This window comes from Mesorhizobium sp. M0276, assembly GCF_040321755.1.
Lineage (GTDB): Bacteria > Pseudomonadota > Alphaproteobacteria > Rhizobiales > Rhizobiaceae > Mesorhizobium.
The window spans coordinates 1-22,128 of record NZ_JAMYSC010000025.1; the positions used below are offsets into that span (position 1 = coordinate 1).

Here is a 22,128-nt window from a genome sequence, read left to right on the forward strand (position 1 = left end):
GGTGGTCTCCACCCCAGAGTCGGTGCCGTTGACCACGCTCAGCGCATAGCTGAGCTCCTGCGCCGCCGGCCCGTCGGCCCCGGCGCTGCCGGTCACGGTCAGCAACGAAGCGGAGCTGCGGGCGAAGCCGATCGCGCCGGTGCCCGGCACATCCGGATCTTCGCCCGGTGACGGCACGTTGGTGAACAGGCTCGCGACAGTTGTCGCGCCGAAGGCGATCGCCGCGCCGTCGACATCGGTGTCGCCCTGCACCCCGGCGGTCTCGTCGTGGCGCACCGAGGCGGTGCTCACCACAGCGGTGATCGTCGGCCCGTCATCGTCGAACTGGATCTGCGTGCCGGCAAACTCGCTCGCGGCCTGGCTGCTCAAGATCGTGAATCCGCCGATGTCGAGGGTGATGTTCGAACCCGCTCCCTTCACGGGTTGGACGTTTTCGATCAGCACCCGAGTGTGGGCGCTGGTGGTGGTGTAGGTGACAACATCCCCGTTCACGACACCCGAGACGACCGCGGTATCGCCGGTGAGGTTAGCAGCGACGATAACGCCATTGACCTTGACCTGGGTGATGTTGACCGCATCGTCATCACCAAATCCCTCGACGAAATTTGTACCTGTTTCGGCCACGCCGTCATGGTCATTGAAGGCGGAAATCTTGACTGTGACGGCGTTACCGGTCGGATTGACCTGAGCGACCGTGAACGAGGCCGAGGTGACACCTGTGGTATAGCCGCTGAACTGGATATTGCCTTCGTGGTCGGCCTCCGTTGCGTTGAGACCTTCGGGCAAGTGCGGATCGGAGTTTGGGGCTACCGTGAAATCTTCAGCCGGATTATTCACGAAGGTGAAATTCATGCCATTGCCCGGCGCGAGATGCTGGCCGTTCACGCCAATCGTCGCGTGGGGTCCGGCTTGGCTGCTGCTGACCGTGTCGCCTGAATGGTCATTGTCCTCGGTGTTCGGGTCGGGGGCGCGCCCGGTCACCACGATGCCGCTGGTGCTGACGCCCGCGGGGTTGTTGCCGAACATCAAGAACTCGTTGGCGCCCGATGGCGCATTGTCGAAGGAGAAGGTCGTTGACTGGATCGCCGCGACCTTGAGGTGGTCGTCGAGATTGGCAGTGAAATCGTGATCGTTGTTGTTGTCCGTGTGCTTCAGCGGCTCGAAGAGCACGGTCCAGAACTTGCCGCCGGTGATCAATGAATTGGTCGTGGTCTCTTCGAGATAGACCGCAAACACTATGTCGCCGGTTGGATTTGCCACCCCCCCGACGGTGCCCTCCCTGCCGAGGACGACGTTGTCGTTATTGGGGTCGGCGTAGAGGAAGATCTGCCTGCCCTCGAGGGTGAGAAGCCCGCTGGCATCCCCGTCGAGCGCACCGTTGGTCGCGTCGACGAAGCCGAGGCCATTGACGGTGAAACCCGAGTCAGACGTGACGCTGAGATCATCGCCCCCGCCGCCTGCGATTTGAATTGCGCTCGCGAGGTTGACTCCCGCGTTGGTGAACGCGGTCGATACATTCGACGGTACGTTGGCCAGCAAGACGTCATTATCCTGCAAGCCAGTCGTTTCGTCGATTTTCGTGCTTCCGAAAACATTGATGGTCAGTGCCATTGTCTGTTCCTCTCAAAGGTGCGGCAGGCGCAAGGGCGCGCATCCGCCGGCAGGCCAGCGCTACGCGCCATCGTTAATGGAAACTGGAGTGAGTGGTTTGACTCGGGGTAGAGGGTGTTGAAGGGGCCGCCGCGCCCCCGCTCCGTGCCCCGTCAGGCATTTCTCGGGGGATGCGTCCTACGCGCATCGGCTACCCACCAACGGCGGGCGCCAAGTATCAATGATGAGGGCATACTAACCCCGCCCCTCTTCCCCAACAGGCATGACTGCCTGTACGCCTCCGCTCAGAATTAACCATGTCGGCTTCTTTCATTTGAGATCCGTCTCGGATCCCGATCGGTTACCCCAGTGCATACGGTCGCGTGATGGATTGCGTCCCCATGCCTCAGTGTGCCGCCGACGCAGAGGGCGCGTCCATTCCCGCTTCGGTAGTATTGGGGTTAATGGCCGTACCTGATCGAACGATATATATCCTTCGATAGATCAGGCCGGCGGTTCCACGGCATTGCCGTCAGGCGGCTTTCCGGCCTGTTGGCGGCTTCATGTCGATGTCAGTCGAAAGCGATGGTCAGATCAGGCCGGTTCGGCCTGGACGCTCGGCCTCTTTGCCATGCGCCATCCAGGCCAGCTCCGCCCGGCCGCCGAGGCGCAGCTTCTCGTAGACGTGGTGCAGGTGCATCTTCACCGTGCCTTCGGATACGTGCAGCCGCTGGGCGATGGCCTTGTTGCGCAACCCGCGCGAGACGAGATCGGCGATTTCAGTCTCCCGTCCGGTCAGCCTGGACATCGGCTCGGGCTGCGTTTCCGGCATCAGCAGTTGCTGGACGATCTTGTTGTCGATCCATTTCTTGCCTGTCGCCACCGCGCTCACGCATTCGATTAGATAGCGGTGGCTGATGCCCTCCAGCACCAGACCGTCGCTGTCGAGCGCCTGTATGTCCTTGATGTCGATCCTGCCGGCCGGCTGGACGATGAAGATGATGCCGAGAGCGCTGTTGCAGGCCTTCAGCCGGGCCGAAAGACCGGTCGTCTCCGGATCCGCCATATCCAAGCCGACGATGACGATGTCTGGCCGATGGCGCTCCACGTGAGGAACCACGTCGACAGGGCGGCGGCACTGGGCGACAACATCGTGTCCAGCCTTCTGCAACACCCACTCCAGACCGGCGAGATACACCCCCCGCGGGTCGGCGATAACCAAAGTCGACATACCAACACCGCCCGACCAACACCGACCGAAAAAACGCAACGAACTTGGTTAAACACCCGTTAAAACCACGAAACCAGAGCTCATGCGTATTGTCAAGTAAACACTAATATAGTGACTGCTATAATAATGACCGTGTCTTTCAGGCCGGCGCGGGCGCGCCAGGCACGGGTAGAGGCCGCAGGCCTTTCTGCCGCCGCGCCTCACGCAGCATGTTTTCAACCTGAAACACGGACTCCGCCCAATAGTCCTTCAGCTCAAGCAGCGGTGATCGCGGAATTGGCGGCGTCATGTTGTTCGTCCAAAGATCTTTGGACGCGGGACCACTTCAGACTGCTGCCTCAACTGGAAGGCCTGCAGCCTTCCATTCGGGATAGCCGTCCTCGAGCCGGTGAACGACATACCCTCGCATCCGCAATGCCGCGACGGCCTCGAACGACAGAACGCAATAGGGACCACGGCAATAGGCGATGACCTCCCGGTTCGCGGGAAGCTCCGCCAGCCGGCGCTCGAGTTCAGCGAGCGGGATGTTGAGCGCCCCCGGAAGATGTCCGAGCGCAAATTCGTCCTCCGAGCGGACGTCGAGAACCGTGACAAGGCCGTCATGCAGCCTTGAGACAAGGTCTCCGCGCGACACAGGCTCCAGTGCGTCGCGAGCGTGGAAGTAGTCCGTCATCACGCGGTTGACCTCGGCGACGTTTCGTTCGCCCACGCGCCCCAGGGCCTTCATCAATTCAACCACCTGGGCATCCCCGGCAAGTCGATAAAGCACATGCTTGCCGTGCCGCTGCGCCTCGACAAGTCGCGCGCGTCGAAGAATTTGAAGGTGGCGCGAGGCGTTGGCGAAGTTGAGGCCCGCCCGTGCCGCAAGCCCCTCGACGCTGCGTTCACCCTGGGCGAGGTGCTCAAGCAATTCCAGCCGGTGTGCATGCCCGAGAGCTTGAGCCACTTCGGCAAGGCTGGCGAAAATCGCCTGTTTTGGCCCGATGCTTGACATGCGATCTTCTCAGTGAAACATTCTGCAGAATAATTGAATAATATCTCGGGCGAGGTAGGGCGCGCAAGTCATGATCCTCCGTCAATTCCTCCATTCCGATCCCGTTGCAGCATCTTACCTGTTCGGCTGCGGTGGAAAATCCGCCGCCGCGGTCGTCGATCCGGTCGGCAACATCGCGGCTTATCTCGAAGTTGCCGAGGCAACCGGCATGCGTATCCTCTACGTGGTCGACACGCACATTCATGCCGACCACCTTTCCGCCGGGCGCTCACTCGCCGCCGCTTCGGGTGCGCAATACGTGCTCTTCGAAGGCGCGGAAGCCGGGTTCCCGTTTTTGCGTGCCAGGGACGGTGAGGTGCTCGAGCTCGGCAATGTGACCATGACCGTGATGCACACGCCCGGGCACACGCCGGAGCACATCTCGCTCCTGGTCACCGACAGGACGCGCGCGGCGGAGCCATGGTTCGTGCTGACAGGCCACACGCTCATGGTTGGCGACCTCGGGCGAACCGAACTGGCAACCAGCGCGGAGGCCGGCGCGCGGACGCTGTTTTCCAGCGTACGGCGCCTCAAGCAACTGCCGGATCACGTCGAGGTGCTGCCGGGCGCCTACTCCGGCTCGGTCTGCGGGCGCTCGCTCAGTGGCAAGCCGACATCGACGATCGGCTTCGAGAGGCGCTTCAACAAAGCGTTCCGCATCGAGGACGAGGACGCTTTCGTCGCCACGATGATCGCAGACATACCGCCCCCGCCGTCGCAAGCGGCGCGCAACCGCGCCGCTAATGCCGGCTTGGCTGCCGCTGCCGCCTGACCGATGAGCGTTTCGCAGTCAACAGGCTCGACGGTCAGACTTGGGCTTAGGGAAAACTGGCGACAATTTGCTCTCCTCATGCTGGTGAATGCGTTTGTCGGCGGCATGGTCGGGATCGAGCGAACGGTCGTGCCGCTCATCGGGTCGGAAGTGTTCGGCATCACGTCGACGACACTGGTCGTCTCCTTCATCGTCAGCTTCGGCGTGGTCAAAGCGCTTGCCAATCTCGTCTCCGGCCAACTCGCCGACAGTTGGGGGCGCAAGCGCGTTCTCGTCCTCGGCTGGCTCGTCGGCTTGCCGGTTCCGTTCATGATCATCTGGGCCCCGAGCTGGGGATGGGTGATTGCGGCCAATGCGCTGCTCGGCATCAATCAGGGACTCGCCTGGTCGATGACGGTGGTCATGAAGGTCGATCTCGTCGGTCCGAAGTCGCGCGGCCTCGCCGTCGGCCTCAATGAATTCGCCGGCTACCTCGCCGTCGGCGTAACCGCGTTCTTGACTGGCTATCTTGCCTCGCAATACGGATTGCGCCCGGTACCGATCTATCTCGGGATCGGCTATGCCGTCGTCGGCACAGTGTTGTCGGTGCTGCTATCCGCGACACACGCGACCATCTCAGGCTTGAGGTATCCGCTCACGCACGGCAATCCGCGCCGATCAGCTTCCGGGAGGTGTTTGCGCTGACCTCGTTCCGGAACCGCAATCTGTTCGCGGCTTCGCAAGCCGGCCTCGTCAACAACCTCAACGACGGCATGAGCTGGGGTATTTTCCCGTTGTTCTTCGTGTCCTTCGGACTTGGCATCGAGCGCATCGGCATCCTGAAGGCGGTCTATCCCGCGACATGGGGAATCCTGCAGATCGTCACCGGCCCCTTGAGCGATCGCTGGGGTCGCAAGGGCCTGATCGTCGCTGGAATGTGGATCCAGGCCGGCGGCTTGTTTCTCACCGCGGCCACGAACCGGTTCGAATGGTGGCTTGTCGGCAGCCTTCTGCTCGGCCTTGGAACCGCAATGGTCTATCCAAGTCTGATCGCGGCCGTTTCCGACGCTTCGCATCCCAGTTGGCGCGCCCGCTCGCTCAGCGTCTACCGGTTCTGGCGCGATCTCGGCTACGCGATCGGGGCGCTCTCCGCAGGCCTCATCGCCGATCGCTTCGGCCTCTCATGGGCGATCACATCGATCGCCGCATTGACGTTTGTCTCTGGCGCGATTGTCGCCATCGTGATGCAGGAGGCCGCCAGGGGTTCCGGTCAGCCGTCATCTTCCGGCGTCTCGGTTTGAATTTTGAAGAGGAGCGGGCGTTTGCCGGCGGCGATGGGCACGGCCATTCTCCTGACGCGGCGGGCATGGCAGATCGGCATATGAGCAGAAAACGCAGCAATCACCCGCCAGGGGCTTCAAGAGCACGCCGCAGTTCTTGCATTCGTAAAAGTGAACGCAGGCGTCGGTCGGCATCGTTTCCACAGACTGATGCCCGCATTCTGGGCAAGTAAGGGTGCTCTCAAGCTTCATTGCCACTCCCGCGCATTGCGCTAAGCATATAGGAGATCGGGACCGGATGCGAAAACGGCGCGGTCAAATTTCCAAACCGAGACACTCCCTTCAAGCAGGTGGTCGACCGGCGGCGAACTCATGGACTCGCTCACACTCGTGCCAGAAAATATGCAGATAGTTATAAGATTGTGATGGTAGCGGGAGAGGGACTTGAACCCCCGACCCCAGGATTATGATTCCCGTGCTCTAACCAACTGAGCTACCCCGCCAGGGCGGCGAAAGGCCCGAAATCCGCCTCAAATCGAAAGGCATGTCGGGGCGTTCGCCAAGGTCGCGCGGATATAAGGTTGGGAGGGCGAGCCTGTCAAGCTTCGAAACAACCGGCTTGCCGGCTTATCGTCATTATCGAAAAGCTTTGCCGCGCAGACATTTGGTTGCCGCCGCCGGGGTTGAGTTCGCAGGGGCACGTCGCTATGTCTCGGCCACGAGTTTTTAGAGTTTGAAACAGATGAAGCCGCGCATTGCAGTCCTTGGTTGCGGATACTGGGGCAGCAACCACATCCGCACCCTCAAGGCGCTCGGCGCGCTGCACGCGGTTTCCGACGCCAACCGGGCCCGTGCCGAAGGCTTTGCCAGCGAGCAGGATTGCCTGGCGGTCGAGCCGGACCAGCTGCTCGTCCGTGACGATATCGACGCCATCGTCATGGCACTGCCGCCGCAATTCCATGCCGATCTTGCCGTGCGCGCCGTCGAGAGCGGCAAGGACGTGCTGGTGGAAAAGCCGATCGCGCTGACGGTGCCGGATGCCGAACGTGCGGTGCAGGCGGCCAAGGACAATGGCCGCGTCTTCATGGTCGGCCATGTCCTTCGGTTCCATCCCGCCTTCGAGACGCTGAAAGGGCTGATCGACAAGGGCGAGCTCGGCGAAGTCCGCTACATCCACTCGCACCGGCTCGGCCTCGGCAAGTTCCACACCGAGAACGACGCGTTGTGGGACCTGGCGCCGCACGATCTGTCGATGATCCTGGCGATCACCGGCACCGAGCCGATCGACGTGCGCGGCGAGGGGGCCGCGCTGCTCGACAATCTCAGCGACTTCGCGCATCTGCACATGCGCTTTCCCAACGGACTGCGCAGCCATCTCTTCACCTCGCGGCTCAATCCCTATCGCGAGCGGCGGCTGACCGTGGTCGGCACCAAGGCGATGGCGGTGTTCGACGATGTCGAGCCATGGGAGCGCAAGCTTGCCGTCTACCGCCACGCGGTGTGGCAGGATAGCGGCCAATGGGCGTTCACCACCAATGAGCCGTCCTACGTCGCGGTTGGCCAGGGCATGCCGCTGACGCGCGAGCTGGAGCATTTCATCCAGTGCATCGAGACCCGTGCCGAGCCGCGCACCAGCGGCGAGGAAGCGATCAGGGTGCTGCGCATCCTGACAGCGGGCACCGTCACGCACACCAAATCCTGAGATCGTTTGGAGATTCTACTCCGGCGGCCATCGAGTGGCGTTTTCTGCGCTTCCGAAACGGTCTCCGAGAGGACGGAGCCCCTATTCGGCGGGGACCTGCGCTGGCTGGGCAGCAAGCCGGGTCAGCATGGCTTCGGCCTCGGCGCCACGCTCCGAACGCTCGATGAAGCCGCCGCCGAACACGCGGGCCTCATTGCCGTCATCGGAGTAGAGCACGCAGGCCTGGCCCGGCGCGATGCCGGACTCGCCGTCGACCAGTTCCACCCATGTGGCGCCGGCACGATGATGCAGCACGGCCGGGCGCGGCGGTCGCGTCGAGCGAACCTTGGCAAACAGCTCCAGGCCGCCGGCGGGGACGTCCGTGAGCGGTCCGTCGCCAAGCCAGTTCATGTTGCGCAGATAGATCTTGTGCGTCTCCAGCGCCTCGCGCGGGCCGACCACGACACGGGCGCGGTCGGCATCGAGATGGACGACATAGAGCGGCTCGCCGGAAGCAATGCCGATGCCGCGGCGCTGGCCGATCGTATAGCGCAGGATGCCTTCATGGCGGCCGAGCACGCGGCCGTCGATGTGGACGATGTCGCCTGGATTGGCGGCGGTCGGCTTCAGCTTGGCGATGATGTCGGAATACTTGCCCTGCGGCACGAAGCAGATGTCTTGGCTGTCCTGCTTGGCAGCAACCGTCAGCCCCATCTCCTCGGCAATGGCGCGAACCTGCGGCTTGGACAGGCCGCCGAGGGGAAAGCGCAGATAATCGATCTGCGCCTGCGTGGTGGCGAACAGGAAATAGCTCTGGTCACGGTCGGCGTCGACCGGCCGGTAGAGCGCGCGGTGGGCGCCGTTGGCGCCGGAGCGGATGTAGTGGCCGGTGGCCAGCGCATCGGCGCCAAGCTCCTTGGCGGTGGCGAGGAGGTCGGCGAACTTCACCGTCTGGTTACAGGAAACGCAAGGGATCGGCGTCTCGCCGGCGACATAGCTTTCAGCGAAGGGATCGATGACCGCCTTGCGGAAGCGCTCTTCATAGTCGAGCACATAATGGGGGATGCCGAGCGTCTCGGAGACGCGGCGGGCATCGTCGATGTCCTGTCCGGCACAGCACGAGCCGGCCCGATGCGTCGCCGCGCCATGGTCGTAGAGCTGCAAGGTGACGCCGACGACATCATAGCCTTCGCGCTTCAGCAGGCCAGCGACGACCGATGAATCGACACCGCCCGACATGGCGACGACGATGCGGTTGGTTTCGGGACGTCCGGGAAGATCGAGACTGTTCATGATGCTTTCGTTCTACGCGGCGTCTCAATGCCAATGTCGAGAATGTAGGTCAAGCTTTACCGGCGCGCCAGCGTGCGGGGCGATTCACTGGCTGCGATCGATCCGCGCGAGGGGATGCTTTTCCCCGGTGAACCATGATTTCTTCCCCGGCAAACCAGGGTTTGCGGGCAGATGGTTCAAATGCCGGCAAAAAGACTAACGCGGCGTTCATGATCCTTACCTAGTCATTAGGGTCTGCTTAGGCAATTTTTAAAGCTGTGGCGGTAACGTGGCGGGGATTGGGTCTTTGAGTTTTTTGTAGAGAGTACGATGACCGATCTGGTTAGACCGAGAGTCAAATATGTTATTGGGCCTGATGGCAGCCCTCTTACGATTGCCGATCTGCCGCCGACGAATACACGTCGCTGGGTTATCCGGCGTAAGGCGGAAGTGGTTGCGGCAGTGCGCGGCGGGCTCTTGAGCCTGGACGAGGCATGCCAACGCTACAAGCTCACCACCGAGGAATTCCTGTCCTGGCAGGCGTCGATCGACGAATATGGCCTTGCCGGGCTGCGCACGACGCGCATCCAGCAATACCGACATTAGCAAATTCGCTTCAGGAACGGTGATCGTGAGTTAAGGGGCGGCGCAACCGCTTCTTTTCGCCGTTCTCGATTTCTCGCTGCATGGACGTGCTCGCCGACCTGCGGAGGGCGAGACGTGATCGTGCGCTTCTTCTTATCGCGCCCTTCTTCTTGAAAGTGCGAGGCGAAAGCCGCGCACGGCGATCGGGCATGGCGAGATTACGTCACAAACGAGCCAAGAAAGTTGTCGACCAAATCCTCTTTCGTCTCCGAAAAGAGACTTTCGATGGTGAGGTCCATCTCTTTCTGAGCGATGATAGCGTCGATCTGTGCGGTTGGCAGGGGACTGGTGAATCGGCAACTCAGCGCGTGCTGTGTTCTTTGAACCAGATAACAGCTTACGAGTTCGGATTTATCATCGCCAAATTGCAGGTAAAAGTAATCCGGCCTGCCGGAAAAGCTGCCAACATACAGCGCCGCTCCACCCTCGGACAGGTCCAGCATGCGGAAATTGGCGCTCTGTACCTCGCGCAAGCCATGTGACGGAAAGATGAGGCGAACAAGGAAATTGACGTTCCTTCGAACCCATCTGCGCTTTTCCTCGACGCCGCCAGAATGTTCCACGGTTTGTCCCAAGATCCAGGAGTCCAAGTATTCCTCAGCACCTACTTCGGTAACTTGGACTAAAAACCTTAAGGAGCGATAAGAGGTACTGCTCGAATTGGTTATTCCCGTATGACCGAGCGGGCGCGTATCTGCTCCTTCAACATCGCGGATCTCGCGTCACGGTCGAGCGAAACGATCGCGCCGCGGGTGTTTCGCCACAAGGGGCGCCGACGCGCGCCCCTTGTTTTTTCGAAGCGAGCCCGTGGAACTCAGATCGACAGCACAACCTTGCCGATCGGCTTGGTCGCAAGGAGAGCGTGAGCAGCTGCCGCCTGGTCAAGCGGGAAGCTCTTCGCCACATGGACGGCGAGCTTGTTCGCATCGATCAAGCGAGCCAATTCCAGCAGGCCCTCCTTGTCGGGCACGACCGACATACGCTCAACCCGGATATCGCGCACGCCGGCCTGCGCTCTGGTGTCGTCGTTGACATCGAGCAATGACACCAGCACGCCGCCACGCTTGAGCACCTTCAGCGAGCGTTCGGCGTGGTCGCCGCCCATTGGGTCCAGCACCAGATCGATGTCGCGAACATGGTCGGTGAAATCGCCCTTGGTGTAATCGATGACCTCGTCGGCGCCGAGTTTGCGGACGAAGTCGAGTTTTTGCGGGCTGGCGGTGGCGATGACGTAAGCACCGCGCGCCTTGGCGATCTGCACCGCGAGGTGACCGACGCCGCCGGCTGCGGCGTGAACCAGCACGCGCTGGCCCGATTTCAGCCCGCCATGACGGACCAGGCCCTGCCAGGCGGTGAGGCCTGCCAGCGGCAGGGCGCCTGCCTGGTCATGGTCGGCGCCCTTCGGCTTCAGCGCGATTTCATCGGCGGGCACAGCGGCCAGTTCGGCATAGGCCGCCGCCTGTTTGGGAAAGCGCGGCATGCCGAACACCTCGTCGCCGATCCGGAGGCCGGAAACGCCGGCGCCCAGCGCTTCAACAGTTCCCGAGATATCCCACCCCAGGATAAAGGGCGGCTCGCCGAGCAATGGGAAGTAGCCGGCTCGAACGGCACCATCGACCGGATTGATGCCGGCCGCCTTGACCCGGACCAGCACTTCGCCTGCCTTTGGCGTCGGATTGGGCTGGTCGGTGACGAAGAGAACGTCGGGTCCGCCGACGGAATTCTGGATAGCGGCGCGCATTGGGATATCTCCTGTTTGGTTGGCGTCACTATCATTTGGATGGTAATGGCTTCTTGTCTAGTATGTACCTTCATGATATATACGAACCCCATGGATAGTGATGACGACCACGGTTTCGGCTATGATGCGTTCCGGCGAACGTGCCCATCGCACACCGTGCTGGAAATGCTCGCCAGCAAATGGGTCTATCTGGTGGTTTGCGCGCTGCGCAAAGGCCGGCTGCGCAACGGCGAGCTTGCGCGCAAGCTCGAAGGCATCACGCCGAAGATGCTGACGCAGACGTTGCGCGTTCTCGAGCGTGATGGACTGGTGCGGCGCGAGATATTCCCGGTCATCCCGCCGCGCGTCGAATATGAACTGACGGATCTCGGCCAGAATCTGGCGGGGCTGCTTACCCAGATCCGGTCATGGGCGGAGCAGCATGCTCCGGACATCAAGGATGCGCGGGCAAAGGCAATTGCCGGAAGCGAAAGGGACTGGGCCGCCTAGGTGGCTTGCAGTACTCTTGGCAAGTTTCCCCGCCAAGGCCTGGAAGTCGAGATCCTGCGCCCCGCCAGGCGGCAAGCGCTAATGCAGAGAGCGGCAGGGCAGTTTCAGCCGATCATGGCACTGCGGCCGCCGATCTCGGCTTCGCGGACCTTGGTGTCGCGCGACTCGAGCATTTCCGCCTTGGAAAGCTCCGCTTCAGCTTCGCCGAGTAATGATTCGGCAGTGCTTCGCTGCTGAGCGAGGTCACTTTGCGAATTTCTGAGGTTGTCGCGGCGCAAACGCGCCGCCTTGGCGAAGGTCGGATAGGCGAAATGGTTGATGTCGGTGATGCCGGCCTTCTTTTCTTCAGCGGTGATCTGAAGCTCCAGCTCGACGGCCATGCGTTCGAACTCTGCGATCATCATGTCGAGTTGCAGCAGCTGCCGCCGCTTCTCATTCACCTGAAACTGTTTCAGTCGAACGAGGTTTTCACGTGACTTCATGATTCGGTACTCCCGGAAACGCACACCCGCATCTATCGTCCAAACCACCTGGAAGGGCCCAGGCCGCACCCGTGTCCACCGCCTTTCCCCGAACTATGGGAAACAAAACCCTAAAGTTTTTTGCCGGCGGTAACCATTCGTTTACGGGCATTGTTAATCATACGGGTCAGGACTTAAGGCCGGGTAAAAATTCCGGCCGCCGATGCGAAGCGACGTCGATGAGTCCCTGGAGTCACTTAGTCCAGATTGTTGATGTGTTGCATTAGGAATTTGGTTCTGAGATTCGTTATTGGATTCAAGAGGGTGTAGAAAGAGGTTAAAAAATCTGGTACCGTCATGGGCGGGAAATTAGGTTTTGTTAACCATTTAATGGCAGCCTCGGCACAAGGCAACCACTGCTCCGGGTCCGGACGGGTCGTGAAATGGTCCGGCAGCAGAAAAGGGGAATGAAATGCGTGTTCTGCTGATAGAAGATGACAGTGCAACCGCACAAAGCATCGAGCTGATGCTGAAATCGGAAAGTTTCAACGTCTACACGACCGATCTCGGTGAAGAGGGCGTCGATCTAGGCAAGCTCTACGACTACGACATCATCCTTCTCGATCTCAACCTGCCTGACATGTCGGGCTACGAGGTGTTGAGAACGCTTCGTCTTTCCAAGGTAAAGACGCCTATCCTCATCCTCTCCGGTATGGCCGGTATCGAGGACAAGGTACGCGGCCTCGGCTTTGGCGCCGACGACTACATGACCAAGCCGTTCCATAAGGACGAACTGGTCGCCCGCATTCATGCTATCGTGCGGCGCTCCAAGGGGCACGCCCAGTCGGTCATCACCACCGGCGACCTGGTGGTCAATCTCGATGCCAAAACCGTCGAAGTCGGCGGCCAGCGCGTGCACCTGACCGGCAAGGAATACCAGATGCTGGAGCTGCTCTCGCTGCGCAAGGGTACGACGCTGACCAAGGAAATGTTCCTCAACCACCTTTATGGCGGTATGGACGAGCCTGAGCTGAAAATCATCGACGTCTTCATCTGCAAGCTGCGCAAAAAGCTCGATGCGGCATCCGGCGGCCAGAATTACATCGAGACGGTCTGGGGCCGCGGCTATGTGCTGCGCGAACCCGAGGACATCCGCGTCAGCGCCTGAGCGAAGAATACTTTCGAACTTATTCAATAAAAAACCCGGCTTTGCCGGGTTTTTTGCGTGATTGGCTGATAAGCGTCTGATTTACGCAATTACAAGCTGAATCCCGTCACGCACTTTTCCTGGAAACGCTCACTGCGACCGAATCAGGCGCGATCCTCAAGGCGCGAAAACGCTCGAGCAATTGCGACCGGTTGAACGGCTTCAAAAGATAGCCCTGAGCTCCAGCGCGCTTGGCCCGCATGATCGAAGCGATATCGAGCTCGACCAGTGAAACCAGGATCTGCGGCTTTATCGGGCTCTCCATGGCACGCACGCGACGGATGAGATCAACCGCCGCTATGTCAGGCAAGGCGCCGTCGACGACGATGATATCGGGCATATCGGCGGCGCACATCTCCAGCGCGTCAAGTCCGCTGGCGGCCTCGATAATAACCATTTCGGAGCCGCCCAGGATGCGCTTTGCAACCTTCCTGATGACGCTTGAATCGTCGACGAACATGCAGCGTTTCATATCCGGTCCTCTCTGCCGTCTGGCCGTCCGGTAGCATCCGGGGCATCCAGACGCAGCATGGGCCAATCTGGTAAAGAAGCCGAAAAGGCGTTAGGTAAAATTTTTTGCAAAGATGGCGGCTGCTGGCTTTTATTCGCGAATGCTTCACTGCGCCCTTGGCAACCAAAAGCATTTCATGTCGTCGAGCCCGAAACTACAGCTTTCTCTGGCAAAATACTTCGGTTTCTCGACGACGCAATCAGGCCGCCGAAAGCACGATCTCTTCCGGTGTCGCATGGATCGATATCGTCATGCCAGCTTCACGCGCCAGAAGCAGCGTGTAGTAGGGCTGCACGGAATGGGCGTCGATCGGTTCCTCCGGTTTATGACCGGAATGCAGCTCGAGGAATTTCGGCGGCACGCGCAACATCGGGCCGCTCGACGCAAGCGCGAAGCGCGGCTCGGTCTCGAGATTCTCCAGGGTCACGGAGAGCTTGCCGCCGCGCGGAATGGCGGCGTTGGCGACGAGGATCAGGTTGAGCAGGAGCTTAACCTTGTTCTTGGGCAGCAGCGCGCGGGTTCCGTTCCAGGTCAGTTCCGGTTTTTCGTTCTTGAGGAAGGCGAAAGCGACCGCTTCGGCATCGCCGGTATCGATCAGCATGCCGGCCGAGCCGGCGGCACCGAAGGCGATGCGGGCGAACTGCAGGCGGGCCGAAGCGTTGCGGGCACTCTGACGGATCAACTTCATCGCGTCTTCGTCGGCACCGCCTTCGTCGAGCAGTTCGAGCCCGTTGTTGATCGCGCCGACCGGCGAAATGATGTCGTGGCAGACCCGGCTGCACAAAAGCGCTGCCAGGTCGGGTGCGGAAAGGGTGAACAGATCGGACATCGGCGAAAATCCCTGCAAAATTTTTGTAACTCACGGCCGAGCGATCGATCGTCGCCTGCCCGCACGAATCACGCTCTCTCCTCGGACTTTCTGAATACACAGCGCCCGTGCGTGCAGCAACAAATCCAAATTGTGGCTATGGCAAATGGCGTTCACACAGGCTGCCGACCCCACTTGAGCGACCCCAAACAGCCTTTGAACCGCCATGTTCATGTGGGAGCTTAATGGTTGAAAAAGGATTACGGCATAGTTTGCCCGTAACAGTTACCCCTAACGGCCGGCTAAAAGAGCCGTACGGGGTGCGAGGCGTCGGCGAAAGTGCTCCCTGACGGAGATTGGAAGCATGTTTTCCCGATTCTATGGCCGCAATTTTTTCCGCGTCCGCGACCGGACTTTTGTCCGTGTCATCTCAATGGCGATTGCGCTCATGGGCGTTCTCGTTTTCTCGACTTCGGCCCTGCGGGCCCAGGAATATACCGCTCAGGAGATTGTCGATTCCGGTCACAAGTTTTTCGGCGCGACATCGGGCGGGCTCGCCACGGTCATCGAGAAGATCTTTGCTTCCTACGGCCTGCCCAATGGCTATCTGCTGGGCGAAGAGGGCTCGGGCGCGCTGATCGGCGGCCTGACCTATGGCGAAGGCACGCTCTACACCAAGAATGCCGGCGATCACAAAGTATTCTGGCAAGGCCCGTCGCTCGGCTGGGATTTCGGCGGCGAAGGGTCGCGGGTGATGATGTTGGTCTACAATCTCGACGATGTGGGCAGTCTCTACAACCGCTATGGCGGTGTCGCCGGTTCGGCCTATGTGGTGGCAGGCGTCGGCTTCAACGTGCTGAAGAACAACAATGTGCTGCTGGTGCCGATCCGTACCGGCGTCGGCGCCCGGCTCGGCATCAATCTCGGCTATCTGAAGCTTACCGAGCGCGCTACCTGGAATCCTTTCTGAGCCTATTCTTTGGCCTATGGATGTCGTTCTCCCAAAACCGGGGCCGCTTTGGGCGACATGCGTAAAACCGGTAGCGTTGCGGCAAACCCTTGCCGCAACGCTGGATTTCCGCCATGTCAACGTGGCACAGTCAAAGGCGCTCGAGGCGCTTTTGTTTTATCTTGTTGCATGTCGGTTCCCAAAACCGGTTCCCACGTTTGGGCGACATGCATTGGTTTGATGGTTGCCGTCCACAACGGGTAGTCACTTGGTCCAGTCGGTCCTGTTCTTCGTCCTCGGCTTTCTCTGCGCCGGCTTTCTGGCGCTTATGGTGGCTCCGGCTATATGGCGTCGCGCCGTCACCCTGACGCGCAAGCGTATCGAAGCCTCGATCCCTCTGACGCAAACCGAAATCCAGGCGGACAAGGATCGCATCCGCGCCGAGTACGCCATGTCGACACGCCGCCTCGAAATCATCGCCAAGACGTTGCGCGAGAAGGCAGCTGAACAACTCGTGGAGATCAATCGCGGTCGCGAGGCCCTGAAGGGGCTGGCGGTCGAGCGCATGGACAAGAACCAGGCGCTGACTGAACTCGGCGCCAAGAACGAGGCGTTGCATCAACGCGAGAGCGAGTTGCAGCAGCTTTCGGAGCGACTCAAGGAAACCGAACGCAAGCTGGAAAAACGCGCGCTCGAGCTGGAAAAACTGGAGCAGATGTATGACGACGCCAGTTTTTCCTCCAGCAGCCGGCAGATCGAGCTCGTCGCGCGCGAATCCGAAATGCAGAAACTCGCCAGCGACATTGCGCTGCTGCGCGGTCAGCGCAAGGAGGCGGACAGGCGCGGCCAGGAGATCGCGGCCGAAAGCAAGGCAGCACGCGAAGCGCTGAAAGCCGAGAAGAAAAGGACCGCTGAGCTCGACAAGAAGGTCGAACGGCTGCTGGCGACACTTGCCGACCGCGAGGACCAGCTTGACCGCCGCGAAAAGGAACTGGCGCGCATGCGCGAAAAATCGAAAGCCGAAGACAGCGAACCGGGCTTGCGGCTGGTCGGCAAGGCCGGCGAAACCGCCAAGAGCGACGACCTCGACAAAGCAATCGCCAAGCTTGACAGCGACCGGGAGCGCCTGGAGGCGAGGCTGACGGCGCTGGCGCTCGAGAACAAGCGTCTGAAGGCGGATCTCACGGCGCTGGCCGCGTCCAATCCCGCGGACGGCAGCTCCGCCCTGCGCGAGCAGATGAACGAACTCGCGGCGGAGGTCGTCCACCTGACGGCCAAGCTCGAGGGGCCTGGTTCGCCGATCGCCAAGGCCTTGGCGGCCCCTTCGGATGCACGCTCCGGCAACCGCAGTCTTGCCGACCGCGTGCGGGCGCTGCAGAAGGCTGACGCGACAAGTTGAAATCAGGTCTCTTTTGCCGAAAAATGATGCAGAGCGATGGCTGATGCGGCTGCGACATTCAGGCTGTCGAAACCTTCCGACATGGTGATCCGCACGGTGTGCAAGCGCGCGAGCAGGCTTTCCGGCAAGCCTTCGCCCTCAGTGCCAAGATAGAGCGCCAGGCGTTCGCTCCGTTGCGCATCGCGGATGTCGGTCTGTCCGCGCGGCGTCAGTGCGAATTGTTCGAAGTTCCGCCGGGCGAGCATTGCCGTGAAGCCGGCGGCGTCGGTGAACGATGCGAAAGGGATCTTGAGCGCGGCGCCGACCGAAACGCGGATCGCCTTGCGGTAGAGCGGATCGCAGCATGTCGCATCCAGCAGTATGGCGTCGGCCCCAAAGGCGGCGGCATTGCGGAAGATCGAACCCATATTGTCATGATTGGCGATGCCGACGAGCACGACGACAAGCGCCGCGGCCGGCAGGGCATCCATCAGGCCCTCGGCAGACTGGGGCGTACCCTTGCGGCCTATGGCCAGGATGCCCCGATGCATGTGAAATCCGGCGATTGCGTCCATCACCGTGCCGGTGGCGACATAGACCGGAAGGTCGGCCGGCGCCTTGCGCAGGATGTCGCCGAGGCCGGCCAGCCGGTTCTCCAGAACCAGGACCGATTCGGCGCCAAAACGTCCGGCCGAGAGCAGCAGGTCCAGCACCACCTTGCCTTCGGCGACGAAGCGGCCCTGCCGGCCAGCGAGATCGCGCTCACGGATGTCGAGATAGGCGGCGACGCGCGGATCTTGCGGGTCGTCGATGCGAATGGGATCCATGCGTTCCTCGCAGCCATCGGCCGGAAATCCGGACCGTGTTCCCTGCGCTAGCCTTTGGTGTGGAAAGCACGATGCGACAATTCGGGACGGTCAGCCAGCTCCATGCGCCCGGGTGGGCGCAGGTTGCTCTGAAATCGCCGGCGAGGTCAGCGGCTACAGCACGGTCAGGTTCCGGCCCGGCGCAAACGGTGCGCCATCTGGGACAAGTCATCCTTGCCGCTGCCGAAAATGCCGTCCAGCATGACAAGCAGTTCGCGCACGGCGTCGGATTTGCAGGAATAGTAAATCATCTGGCGGTCACGGCGGGTGTCGACGAGGTCGAGCGCGCGCAACTTGGCCAGATGCTGGGATAGTGCCGATTGACTGAGCATCACCTTCTCGGCGATGGCGCCGACCGACATTTCACCGTCGGCAAGATAGCTCATGATCAACAGCCGCTTCTCATTGCCCATCAGCATGAGAAATTCGGCCGCGGATTCCGCGTTGACGATTAGCTTTGTCGAGACCATTGATGCCCCATGCTTCTTGTTCATCCCGACGCCATGGGGGCAATGGCGTCTGATTCCATAAACTCACTTGTGAACCGGCGCTGGCGATTCAGCGCCGCCAACAAAAGGTAGAGCATTTCAGTTAAATCTCAAGTGTTGCTTTTAATCAAGCAAAATTAAGGCCAGTCCCGGTATCGGCCGAGGCCCGGCCAACCTTGGCCATTTCGACCAGAACGTGTCGTAGTTCGCGCGCTGCGGCCAATGGTTGTGGGAAGAAGACCCGGCAAACGTGGTCGCCCAACATCAGATCCATACCATCGGCATCGAAACCGGTAACGGTCCAGCCGCTGCCGGATGCTGTCGCGAAATGCCGGGCATATACGGCGATCGCGTCAAGATGGTCGGCGTTCATGTGATCGATGGCGGATTGCTCGCTCGCCGCCAGTTCCTCGACGATCGGCCCGCTGGTGAGCAGATCCGACTGATCGAGATGATAGGCCTTGCCGAAACCTCCGTTGAAGCTGGCGCGTTGCGGCTCGAGGCGAAAGATCGAAAAGTCGCCAAGACCGGCATAAAGTTTCGCCTTGGGATTGCGGTTGAGATAACGGCGCTCAGCGCGGGCGTGTTGGCTTGATCCGTGCTCGAGCCGTGCCGCCTTGCAGACCAGTGTCAGGCGCGGGTGCGCCAGCGGGTCGCCCTTGCCGGGTTCGCCAAGCAAAAGGGAGCAGCGCGGATCGGCAAGCATGGCGCCGGTGTGCGCCGAGAGCATCGACACCAGGATCAGCGGCGCGCCATCGATGTCGGTGGCCACACCGACCCGGCTGGCCAGCGGCGAGCCGGTTTGCGGTTCGATCACCGCCAGCGCGCCAAAGCGGGCGTTGCGCAGAAGCGTCTTCGCCAACCGGATCGCTTCGGCGTCCGTCTCACGGATCACGTCCTTCTTCGGCTCGTCCATGGCATCACCGCAATAAGTGGATTCTCTTTCTCCAATTATCTGTCGAACAAACCGGATTTGACAAGCTCGTCGATCTCGTTTTTCGAAAACCCGAAACGTGCCAGCACCGTCGACGGGGCGAGATCGCTGTCGGCAGGCTTGGTCGCCGGTGTCGGCTGTGAGCCGGAAAAACGCGGCGCTGGGGCAGGGCGCTCAAATGCACCCGCGGTCACGAAGGCATTGCGCGCCCGATTGTGTGGGTGCTCCTTGGCCTCATGCAGCGACAGGACAGGCGCAACGCAGGCGTCGGTTTGGGCAAACAGCAGGTCCCAGTCGTCGCGCGATTTCTGCCGGACCCGATCGGCGATGGCCGCGCGCATCGGCGGCCACAGTGTCTTGTCGTACTGACCGGACACAAGGTGGTCGTCGAGAGGCAGCAGTCTGGCGAATTCGGCGAAGAATTGCGGCTCGAGGCAACCGACAGCGATATGGCGTCCGTCTGATGTCTCATAGGTGTCGTAGAAGGGGGCGCCGGAATCGAGCAGGTTCGCGCCGCGCTTTTCGCTCCACAACCCGGCCGCGGTGAAAGCGTGCAAGGGCGCCGCCAGCATCGAGGCGCCTTCGACCATCGCGGCGTCGACGACCTCGCCCCGGTCCGTGCGCGAGCGTTGGAACAGGGAAGCCAGCAGACCGGAAACCAGCATCATGGCACCACCGCCATAGTCGGCGACCAGGTTGAGCGGCGGGACGGGGCGGCTGTCGGCGTGGCCGATCGCGTGCAGCACGCCGCAATAGGCGAGATAGGTGATGTCGTGGCCGGCGCGGCCGGCGAGCGGGCCGTCCTGGCCGAAGCCGGTCATGCGGCCGTAAATCAGCCCCGGGTTGCGCGCCAGCATCGCTTCCGGGCCGAGGCCAAGCCGTTCCATGACACCGGGGCGAAATCCTTCGAGCACCACGTCCGCCTTTTCGGCCAGACGTAGCATCAGATCGGCGCCATCCCGGCGCTTCAGGTCGAGACGCAGTATGGCGCGGCCATGGCGATCGATGTTGTACTCATCCGGGAGCGACAGGGGCGGTTGGCTGATCCCCGCCCGTTCGATGCGCAGCACTTCGGCGCCCATCTCCGACAGCATCAGGCCGGCCAGCGGCACGGGGCCCAGCCCGGCCATTTCGATCACCTTCAGCCCGACAAGCGGGCCGGTCTTGCCGGCAGCGGACGGGCCGGTGCTCATGTCCGTCTATTTCGGCGCCATGCGGATGGCGCCGTCGAGACGGATGGTCTCGCCGTTCAGCATCTGATTTTCGATGATGTGCAGGGCGAGAGCGGCATATTCGGATGGTTCGCCCAGGCGCGACGGAAAGGGCACGGCGGCGCCCAGCGAATCCTGCACCTCTTGCGGCATGCCGGCCATCATCGGCGTCTTGAAGATGCCGGGCGCGATGGTGCAGACGCGGATGCCGGAACGGGCAAGATCGCGCGCCACCGGCAGCGTCATGCCGACGACGCCGCCCTTGGAGGCCGCATAGGCCGCTTGGCCGATCTGGCCATCATAGGCAGCGACAGAGGCAGTGTTGACGATGACGCCGCGCTCGCCGCCTTGCAGCGACTCGAGCTTTGACGCGCGCTCGGCGACGAGGCGGATCATGTTGAACGTGCCGATCAGATTGACCTCGATCACCTTGCGGTACTGATCGAGGGGATGGGGACCATCCTTGCCGATCGTCTTCACGCCAATGGCGATGCCGGCGCAATTGACCAGGATCCGCGGCTCGCCAAGCCTTTCGGCGACGTCGACGAATGCGGCGGTCCCACTGTCGGCGCTGCTGACATCGCACTGCACGGCAATGCCGTCGATCTCGGCCGCGACCTTGGCAGCGCGGTCGATACCGACGTCGAAGATGGCGACACGGGCGCCCTTGGCAGCCAGCGCGCGCGCCGTTGCCTCGCCAAGGCCGGAGCCGCCACCGGTAACGATCGCGATCTGGCCGTTCGGGTTCATGGCGTCATCCTTTTTATCTCAGGAACAGTGGGACGGATCAGGCGCCAGATCGATGGGGAAGGTCAAGCCATCGCCGCGAGCGCGGCAATCCTGGCCTGATCGGCGTGGCAGACCTCGCCCGAGAGCCTGGCGACCGCGCCCGGCACGATCTCGTGCGACAGCAAGCGGTCAAGATCGACAGGGCGCGGCATCGAAATCTGGCCTCGCGGGATCCGTTTGAAGCCGAGTGGACCGTAATACGGTTCGTCCCCGACCAGCATGACCGCGGGCGCACCGGTCTTCGCGGCGGCCTCCAGCGCGATCGCCACCAGCCGGCGGCCGATGCCGAGATTCTTGAAGGCCGGCCGCACAGCAAGCGGCCCGAGCATCAGCGCGCGACCGGCGCCGGCGGCGATGCGGGTCATGCGCACCGAGGCGACGACAATGTCGCCGTCGACGGCGACAAAGGACAACGAGCGTTCGTGCCCTCCGGCTTCGCGGATCTTGTAGGCGGCCAGCACAAAGCGGCCGGGCCCGAAGGCTTCGTCGTTGATGGCTTCGATCTGGGGGTTGTGCGCCGGGGTTTCCGGCAGGTATTTCACGTCGGCAAGGCTCATGGTCTTTGCGATCCGGTAGAATGAGGAAAGGTTTGCTGCAAACGGCAGCATGCGCCAGTCAGCGCTTCATCAAGCGCGGGCGCCCTTTCGTCGTCGGTCAAACCGGATTAAAGCAAAGTCGAACATGCGGATTGTCCGCTAGCACCAATTTCCCGCCGCTGCAATCGGCCGTTTCTGTCCGCAGTTTCGGCCAAGTGACGGTCTGTTCAGCACCTGACATCTTAGACGGGGCAACCCTGTGCCTACATGCAATGGC

General features: G+C 61.5%; 24 protein-coding genes, 1 tRNA gene and 1 pseudogene. 8 read left to right on the plus strand and 18 right to left on the minus strand.

The features are described 5' to 3' along the window. The 4 genes from NKJ01_RS20010 to NKJ01_RS20025 form a co-directional block, all read right to left on the minus strand. Positions 1-1,611 (minus strand): hypothetical protein (locus tag NKJ01_RS20010; protein ID WP_352730360.1); only part of this gene is annotated, 1,611 nt, incomplete at its 3' end. A 568-nt stretch (positions 1,612-2,179) separates the two neighbouring features. Beyond that, positions 2,180-2,821 carry a response regulator transcription factor gene (locus NKJ01_RS20015; RefSeq protein ID WP_352730362.1) on the minus strand — a complete coding sequence of 214 codons (642 nt, stop codon included), beginning with the start codon at positions 2,819-2,821 and terminating at the stop codon, positions 2,180-2,182. 139 nt (positions 2,822-2,960) lie between these two features. Then, positions 2,961-3,110: a hypothetical protein gene (locus NKJ01_RS20020; RefSeq protein WP_352730364.1), complete on the minus strand. Its 150-nt coding sequence runs from the start codon at positions 3,108-3,110 to the stop codon at positions 2,961-2,963. Between the two features lie 36 nt (positions 3,111-3,146). After that, the gene (locus NKJ01_RS20025; RefSeq protein ID WP_352730365.1) at positions 3,147-3,815 is read right to left on the minus strand and encodes an ArsR/SmtB family transcription factor; all 669 of its coding nucleotides are present in this window, start codon (positions 3,813-3,815) and stop codon (positions 3,147-3,149) included. Positions 3,816-3,885: 70 nt separating this feature from the next. On the opposite strand from NKJ01_RS20025, the gene NKJ01_RS20030 reads away from it, so the two are divergent. Together NKJ01_RS20030 and NKJ01_RS20035 are read left to right on the plus strand one after the other, a co-directional pair. Further along, positions 3,886-4,626 (plus strand): MBL fold metallo-hydrolase, encoded by a 741-nt coding sequence (locus tag NKJ01_RS20030; protein ID WP_352730367.1) that lies wholly within the window; start codon positions 3,886-3,888, stop codon positions 4,624-4,626. Positions 4,627-4,629: 3 nt separating this feature from the next. Further along, a pseudogene (locus NKJ01_RS20035) lies at positions 4,630-5,906 on the plus strand (MFS transporter). On the opposite strand, the gene NKJ01_RS20040 reads toward NKJ01_RS20035, so the two are convergent. Continuing rightward, positions 5,883-6,137 (minus strand): GDCCVxC domain-containing (seleno)protein, encoded by a 255-nt coding sequence (locus NKJ01_RS20040; protein ID WP_352730369.1) that lies wholly within the window; start codon positions 6,135-6,137, stop codon positions 5,883-5,885. The pseudogene NKJ01_RS20035 and the gene NKJ01_RS20040 overlap by 24 nt on opposite strands. A gap of 174 nt (positions 6,138-6,311) precedes the next feature. Then, positions 6,312-6,388, minus strand: a tRNA-Met gene (locus NKJ01_RS20045). A gap of 239 nt (positions 6,389-6,627) precedes the next feature. Here NKJ01_RS20045 and NKJ01_RS20050 point away from each other — a divergent pair. Continuing rightward, the gene (locus NKJ01_RS20050; RefSeq protein ID WP_352730371.1) at positions 6,628-7,587 is read left to right on the plus strand and encodes a Gfo/Idh/MocA family protein; all 960 of its coding nucleotides are present in this window, start codon (positions 6,628-6,630) and stop codon (positions 7,585-7,587) included. Between the two features lie 81 nt (positions 7,588-7,668). Here NKJ01_RS20050 and mnmA read toward each other — a convergent pair whose 3' ends face one another. Then, on the minus strand, positions 7,669-8,859 hold the full coding sequence (mnmA, locus tag NKJ01_RS20055) for a tRNA 2-thiouridine(34) synthase MnmA (protein ID WP_023760628.1): 1,191 nt from the start codon (positions 8,857-8,859) through the stop codon (positions 7,669-7,671). Positions 8,860-9,168: 309 nt separating this feature from the next. Here mnmA and sciP point away from each other — a divergent pair, with 309 nt between their 5' ends. Continuing rightward, the gene (sciP, locus tag NKJ01_RS20060; RefSeq protein ID WP_013529904.1) at positions 9,169-9,444 is read left to right on the plus strand and encodes a CtrA inhibitor SciP; all 276 of its coding nucleotides are present in this window, start codon (positions 9,169-9,171) and stop codon (positions 9,442-9,444) included. A 197-nt stretch (positions 9,445-9,641) separates the two neighbouring features. On the opposite strand, the gene NKJ01_RS20065 is transcribed toward sciP, so the two are convergent. Both NKJ01_RS20065 and NKJ01_RS20070 read right to left on the minus strand, forming a co-directional pair. Beyond that, complete coding sequence (locus NKJ01_RS20065; RefSeq protein WP_352730373.1) at positions 9,642-10,073, minus strand: hypothetical protein; 432 nt, start codon at positions 10,071-10,073, stop codon at positions 9,642-9,644. Positions 10,074-10,297: 224 nt separating this feature from the next. Then, a complete protein-coding gene (locus NKJ01_RS20070) occupies positions 10,298-11,224 on the minus strand; it encodes an NADP-dependent oxidoreductase (protein WP_352730375.1) in 927 nt (308 codons plus the stop codon). A 90-nt stretch (positions 11,225-11,314) separates the two neighbouring features. Here NKJ01_RS20070 and NKJ01_RS20075 point away from each other — a divergent pair, with 90 nt between their 5' ends. Continuing rightward, entirely contained in the window at positions 11,315-11,713 is a 399-nt protein-coding gene (locus tag NKJ01_RS20075; protein WP_352730377.1) for a winged helix-turn-helix transcriptional regulator, read from the plus strand. A gap of 104 nt (positions 11,714-11,817) precedes the next feature. Here NKJ01_RS20075 and NKJ01_RS20080 read toward each other — a convergent pair whose 3' ends face one another. Continuing rightward, a complete protein-coding gene (locus NKJ01_RS20080; RefSeq protein WP_023760632.1) occupies positions 11,818-12,195 on the minus strand; it encodes a flagellar export protein FliJ in 378 nt (125 codons plus the stop codon). Between the two features lie 451 nt (positions 12,196-12,646). Between NKJ01_RS20080 and ctrA the strand changes: the two genes are divergently transcribed. Further along, positions 12,647-13,342 carry a response regulator transcription factor CtrA gene (ctrA, locus tag NKJ01_RS20085; RefSeq protein WP_006203583.1) on the plus strand — a complete coding sequence of 232 codons (696 nt, stop codon included), beginning with the start codon at positions 12,647-12,649 and terminating at the stop codon, positions 13,340-13,342. 106 nt (positions 13,343-13,448) lie between these two features. On the opposite strand, the gene NKJ01_RS20090 is transcribed toward ctrA, so the two are convergent. Next, entirely contained in the window at positions 13,449-13,853 is a 405-nt protein-coding gene (locus tag NKJ01_RS20090) for a response regulator (protein ID WP_023760633.1), read from the minus strand. Positions 13,854-14,091: 238 nt separating this feature from the next. Next, a complete protein-coding gene (gene chpT / locus NKJ01_RS20095) occupies positions 14,092-14,721 on the minus strand; it encodes a histidine phosphotransferase ChpT (RefSeq protein ID WP_352603601.1) in 630 nt (209 codons plus the stop codon). Between the two features lie 412 nt (positions 14,722-15,133). Between chpT and NKJ01_RS20100 the strand changes: the two genes are divergently transcribed. Then, positions 15,134-15,670 (plus strand): DUF1134 domain-containing protein, encoded by a 537-nt coding sequence (locus NKJ01_RS20100; RefSeq protein ID WP_352603636.1) that lies wholly within the window; start codon positions 15,134-15,136, stop codon positions 15,668-15,670. A gap of 247 nt (positions 15,671-15,917) precedes the next feature. Beyond that, on the plus strand, positions 15,918-17,048 hold the full coding sequence (locus tag NKJ01_RS20105; RefSeq protein WP_352730380.1) for a coiled-coil domain-containing protein: 1,131 nt from the start codon (positions 15,918-15,920) through the stop codon (positions 17,046-17,048). A gap of 2 nt (positions 17,049-17,050) precedes the next feature. On the opposite strand, the gene NKJ01_RS20110 is transcribed toward NKJ01_RS20105, so the two are convergent. The 6 genes from NKJ01_RS20110 to NKJ01_RS20135 all read right to left on the minus strand — a co-directional run bounded on the left by NKJ01_RS20110 (position 17,051) and on the right by NKJ01_RS20135 (position 21,872). Next, complete coding sequence (locus tag NKJ01_RS20110; protein ID WP_352730381.1) at positions 17,051-17,854, minus strand: TrmH family RNA methyltransferase; 804 nt, start codon at positions 17,852-17,854, stop codon at positions 17,051-17,053. A 164-nt stretch (positions 17,855-18,018) separates the two neighbouring features. Continuing rightward, entirely contained in the window at positions 18,019-18,363 is a 345-nt protein-coding gene (locus NKJ01_RS20115) for an ArsR/SmtB family transcription factor (protein WP_023760638.1), read from the minus strand. 145 nt (positions 18,364-18,508) lie between these two features. Next, positions 18,509-19,297, minus strand: a complete 789-nt coding sequence (locus NKJ01_RS20120; protein ID WP_352730383.1) for a HugZ family pyridoxamine 5'-phosphate oxidase — start codon at positions 19,295-19,297, stop codon at positions 18,509-18,511. A gap of 35 nt (positions 19,298-19,332) precedes the next feature. Beyond that, positions 19,333-20,508: a CaiB/BaiF CoA transferase family protein gene (locus tag NKJ01_RS20125; protein ID WP_352730387.1), complete on the minus strand. Its 1,176-nt coding sequence runs from the start codon at positions 20,506-20,508 to the stop codon at positions 19,333-19,335. Between the two features lie 6 nt (positions 20,509-20,514). Next, positions 20,515-21,276: a 3-hydroxyacyl-CoA dehydrogenase gene (locus NKJ01_RS20130; protein ID WP_023760642.1), complete on the minus strand. Its 762-nt coding sequence runs from the start codon at positions 21,274-21,276 to the stop codon at positions 20,515-20,517. Positions 21,277-21,338: 62 nt separating this feature from the next. After that, the gene (locus NKJ01_RS20135; protein WP_352603584.1) at positions 21,339-21,872 is read right to left on the minus strand and encodes a GNAT family N-acetyltransferase; all 534 of its coding nucleotides are present in this window, start codon (positions 21,870-21,872) and stop codon (positions 21,339-21,341) included. Between the last annotated feature and the right edge of the window lie 256 nt (positions 21,873-22,128).

What these genes read in the sequence shown, in the direction of transcription:
- NKJ01_RS20110 (WP_352730381.1), bottom strand. Translation starts at nt 17,854, where the DNA reads ATGGATCCCATTCGCATCGACGACCCGCAAGATCCGCGCGTCGCCGCC.
- chpT (WP_352603601.1), bottom strand. Translation starts at nt 14,721, where the DNA reads ATGTCCGATCTGTTCACCCTTTCCGCACCCGACCTGGCAGCGCTTTTG.
- NKJ01_RS20080 (WP_023760632.1), bottom strand. Translation starts at nt 12,195, where the DNA reads ATGAAGTCACGTGAAAACCTCGTTCGACTGAAACAGTTTCAGGTGAAT.
- NKJ01_RS20125 (WP_352730387.1), bottom strand. Translation starts at nt 20,508, where the DNA reads ATGAGCACCGGCCCGTCCGCTGCCGGCAAGACCGGCCCGCTTGTCGGG.
- NKJ01_RS20120 (WP_352730383.1), bottom strand. Translation starts at nt 19,297, where the DNA reads ATGGACGAGCCGAAGAAGGACGTGATCCGTGAGACGGACGCCGAAGCG.
- NKJ01_RS20130 (WP_023760642.1), bottom strand. Translation starts at nt 21,276, where the DNA reads ATGAACCCGAACGGCCAGATCGCGATCGTTACCGGTGGCGGCTCCGGC.
- NKJ01_RS20025 (WP_352730365.1), bottom strand. Translation starts at nt 3,815, where the DNA reads ATGTCAAGCATCGGGCCAAAACAGGCGATTTTCGCCAGCCTTGCCGAA.
- sciP (WP_013529904.1), top strand. Translation starts at nt 9,169, where the DNA reads ATGACCGATCTGGTTAGACCGAGAGTCAAATATGTTATTGGGCCTGAT.
- NKJ01_RS20115 (WP_023760638.1), bottom strand. Translation starts at nt 18,363, where the DNA reads ATGGTCTCGACAAAGCTAATCGTCAACGCGGAATCCGCGGCCGAATTT.
- ctrA (WP_006203583.1), top strand. Translation starts at nt 12,647, where the DNA reads ATGCGTGTTCTGCTGATAGAAGATGACAGTGCAACCGCACAAAGCATC.
- NKJ01_RS20015 (WP_352730362.1), bottom strand. Translation starts at nt 2,821, where the DNA reads ATGTCGACTTTGGTTATCGCCGACCCGCGGGGGGTGTATCTCGCCGGT.
- NKJ01_RS20050 (WP_352730371.1), top strand. Translation starts at nt 6,628, where the DNA reads ATGAAGCCGCGCATTGCAGTCCTTGGTTGCGGATACTGGGGCAGCAAC.
- NKJ01_RS20070 (WP_352730375.1), bottom strand. Translation starts at nt 11,224, where the DNA reads ATGCGCGCCGCTATCCAGAATTCCGTCGGCGGACCCGACGTTCTCTTC.
- NKJ01_RS20040 (WP_352730369.1), bottom strand. Translation starts at nt 6,137, where the DNA reads ATGAAGCTTGAGAGCACCCTTACTTGCCCAGAATGCGGGCATCAGTCT.
- NKJ01_RS20030 (WP_352730367.1), top strand. Translation starts at nt 3,886, where the DNA reads ATGATCCTCCGTCAATTCCTCCATTCCGATCCCGTTGCAGCATCTTAC.
- NKJ01_RS20090 (WP_023760633.1), bottom strand. Translation starts at nt 13,853, where the DNA reads ATGAAACGCTGCATGTTCGTCGACGATTCAAGCGTCATCAGGAAGGTT.
- NKJ01_RS20100 (WP_352603636.1), top strand. Translation starts at nt 15,134, where the DNA reads ATGGCGATTGCGCTCATGGGCGTTCTCGTTTTCTCGACTTCGGCCCTG.
- NKJ01_RS20020 (WP_352730364.1), bottom strand. Translation starts at nt 3,110, where the DNA reads ATGACGCCGCCAATTCCGCGATCACCGCTGCTTGAGCTGAAGGACTAT.
- NKJ01_RS20075 (WP_352730377.1), top strand. Translation starts at nt 11,315, where the DNA reads ATGGATAGTGATGACGACCACGGTTTCGGCTATGATGCGTTCCGGCGA.
- mnmA (WP_023760628.1), bottom strand. Translation starts at nt 8,859, where the DNA reads ATGAACAGTCTCGATCTTCCCGGACGTCCCGAAACCAACCGCATCGTC.
- NKJ01_RS20135 (WP_352603584.1), bottom strand. Translation starts at nt 21,872, where the DNA reads ATGAGCCTTGCCGACGTGAAATACCTGCCGGAAACCCCGGCGCACAAC.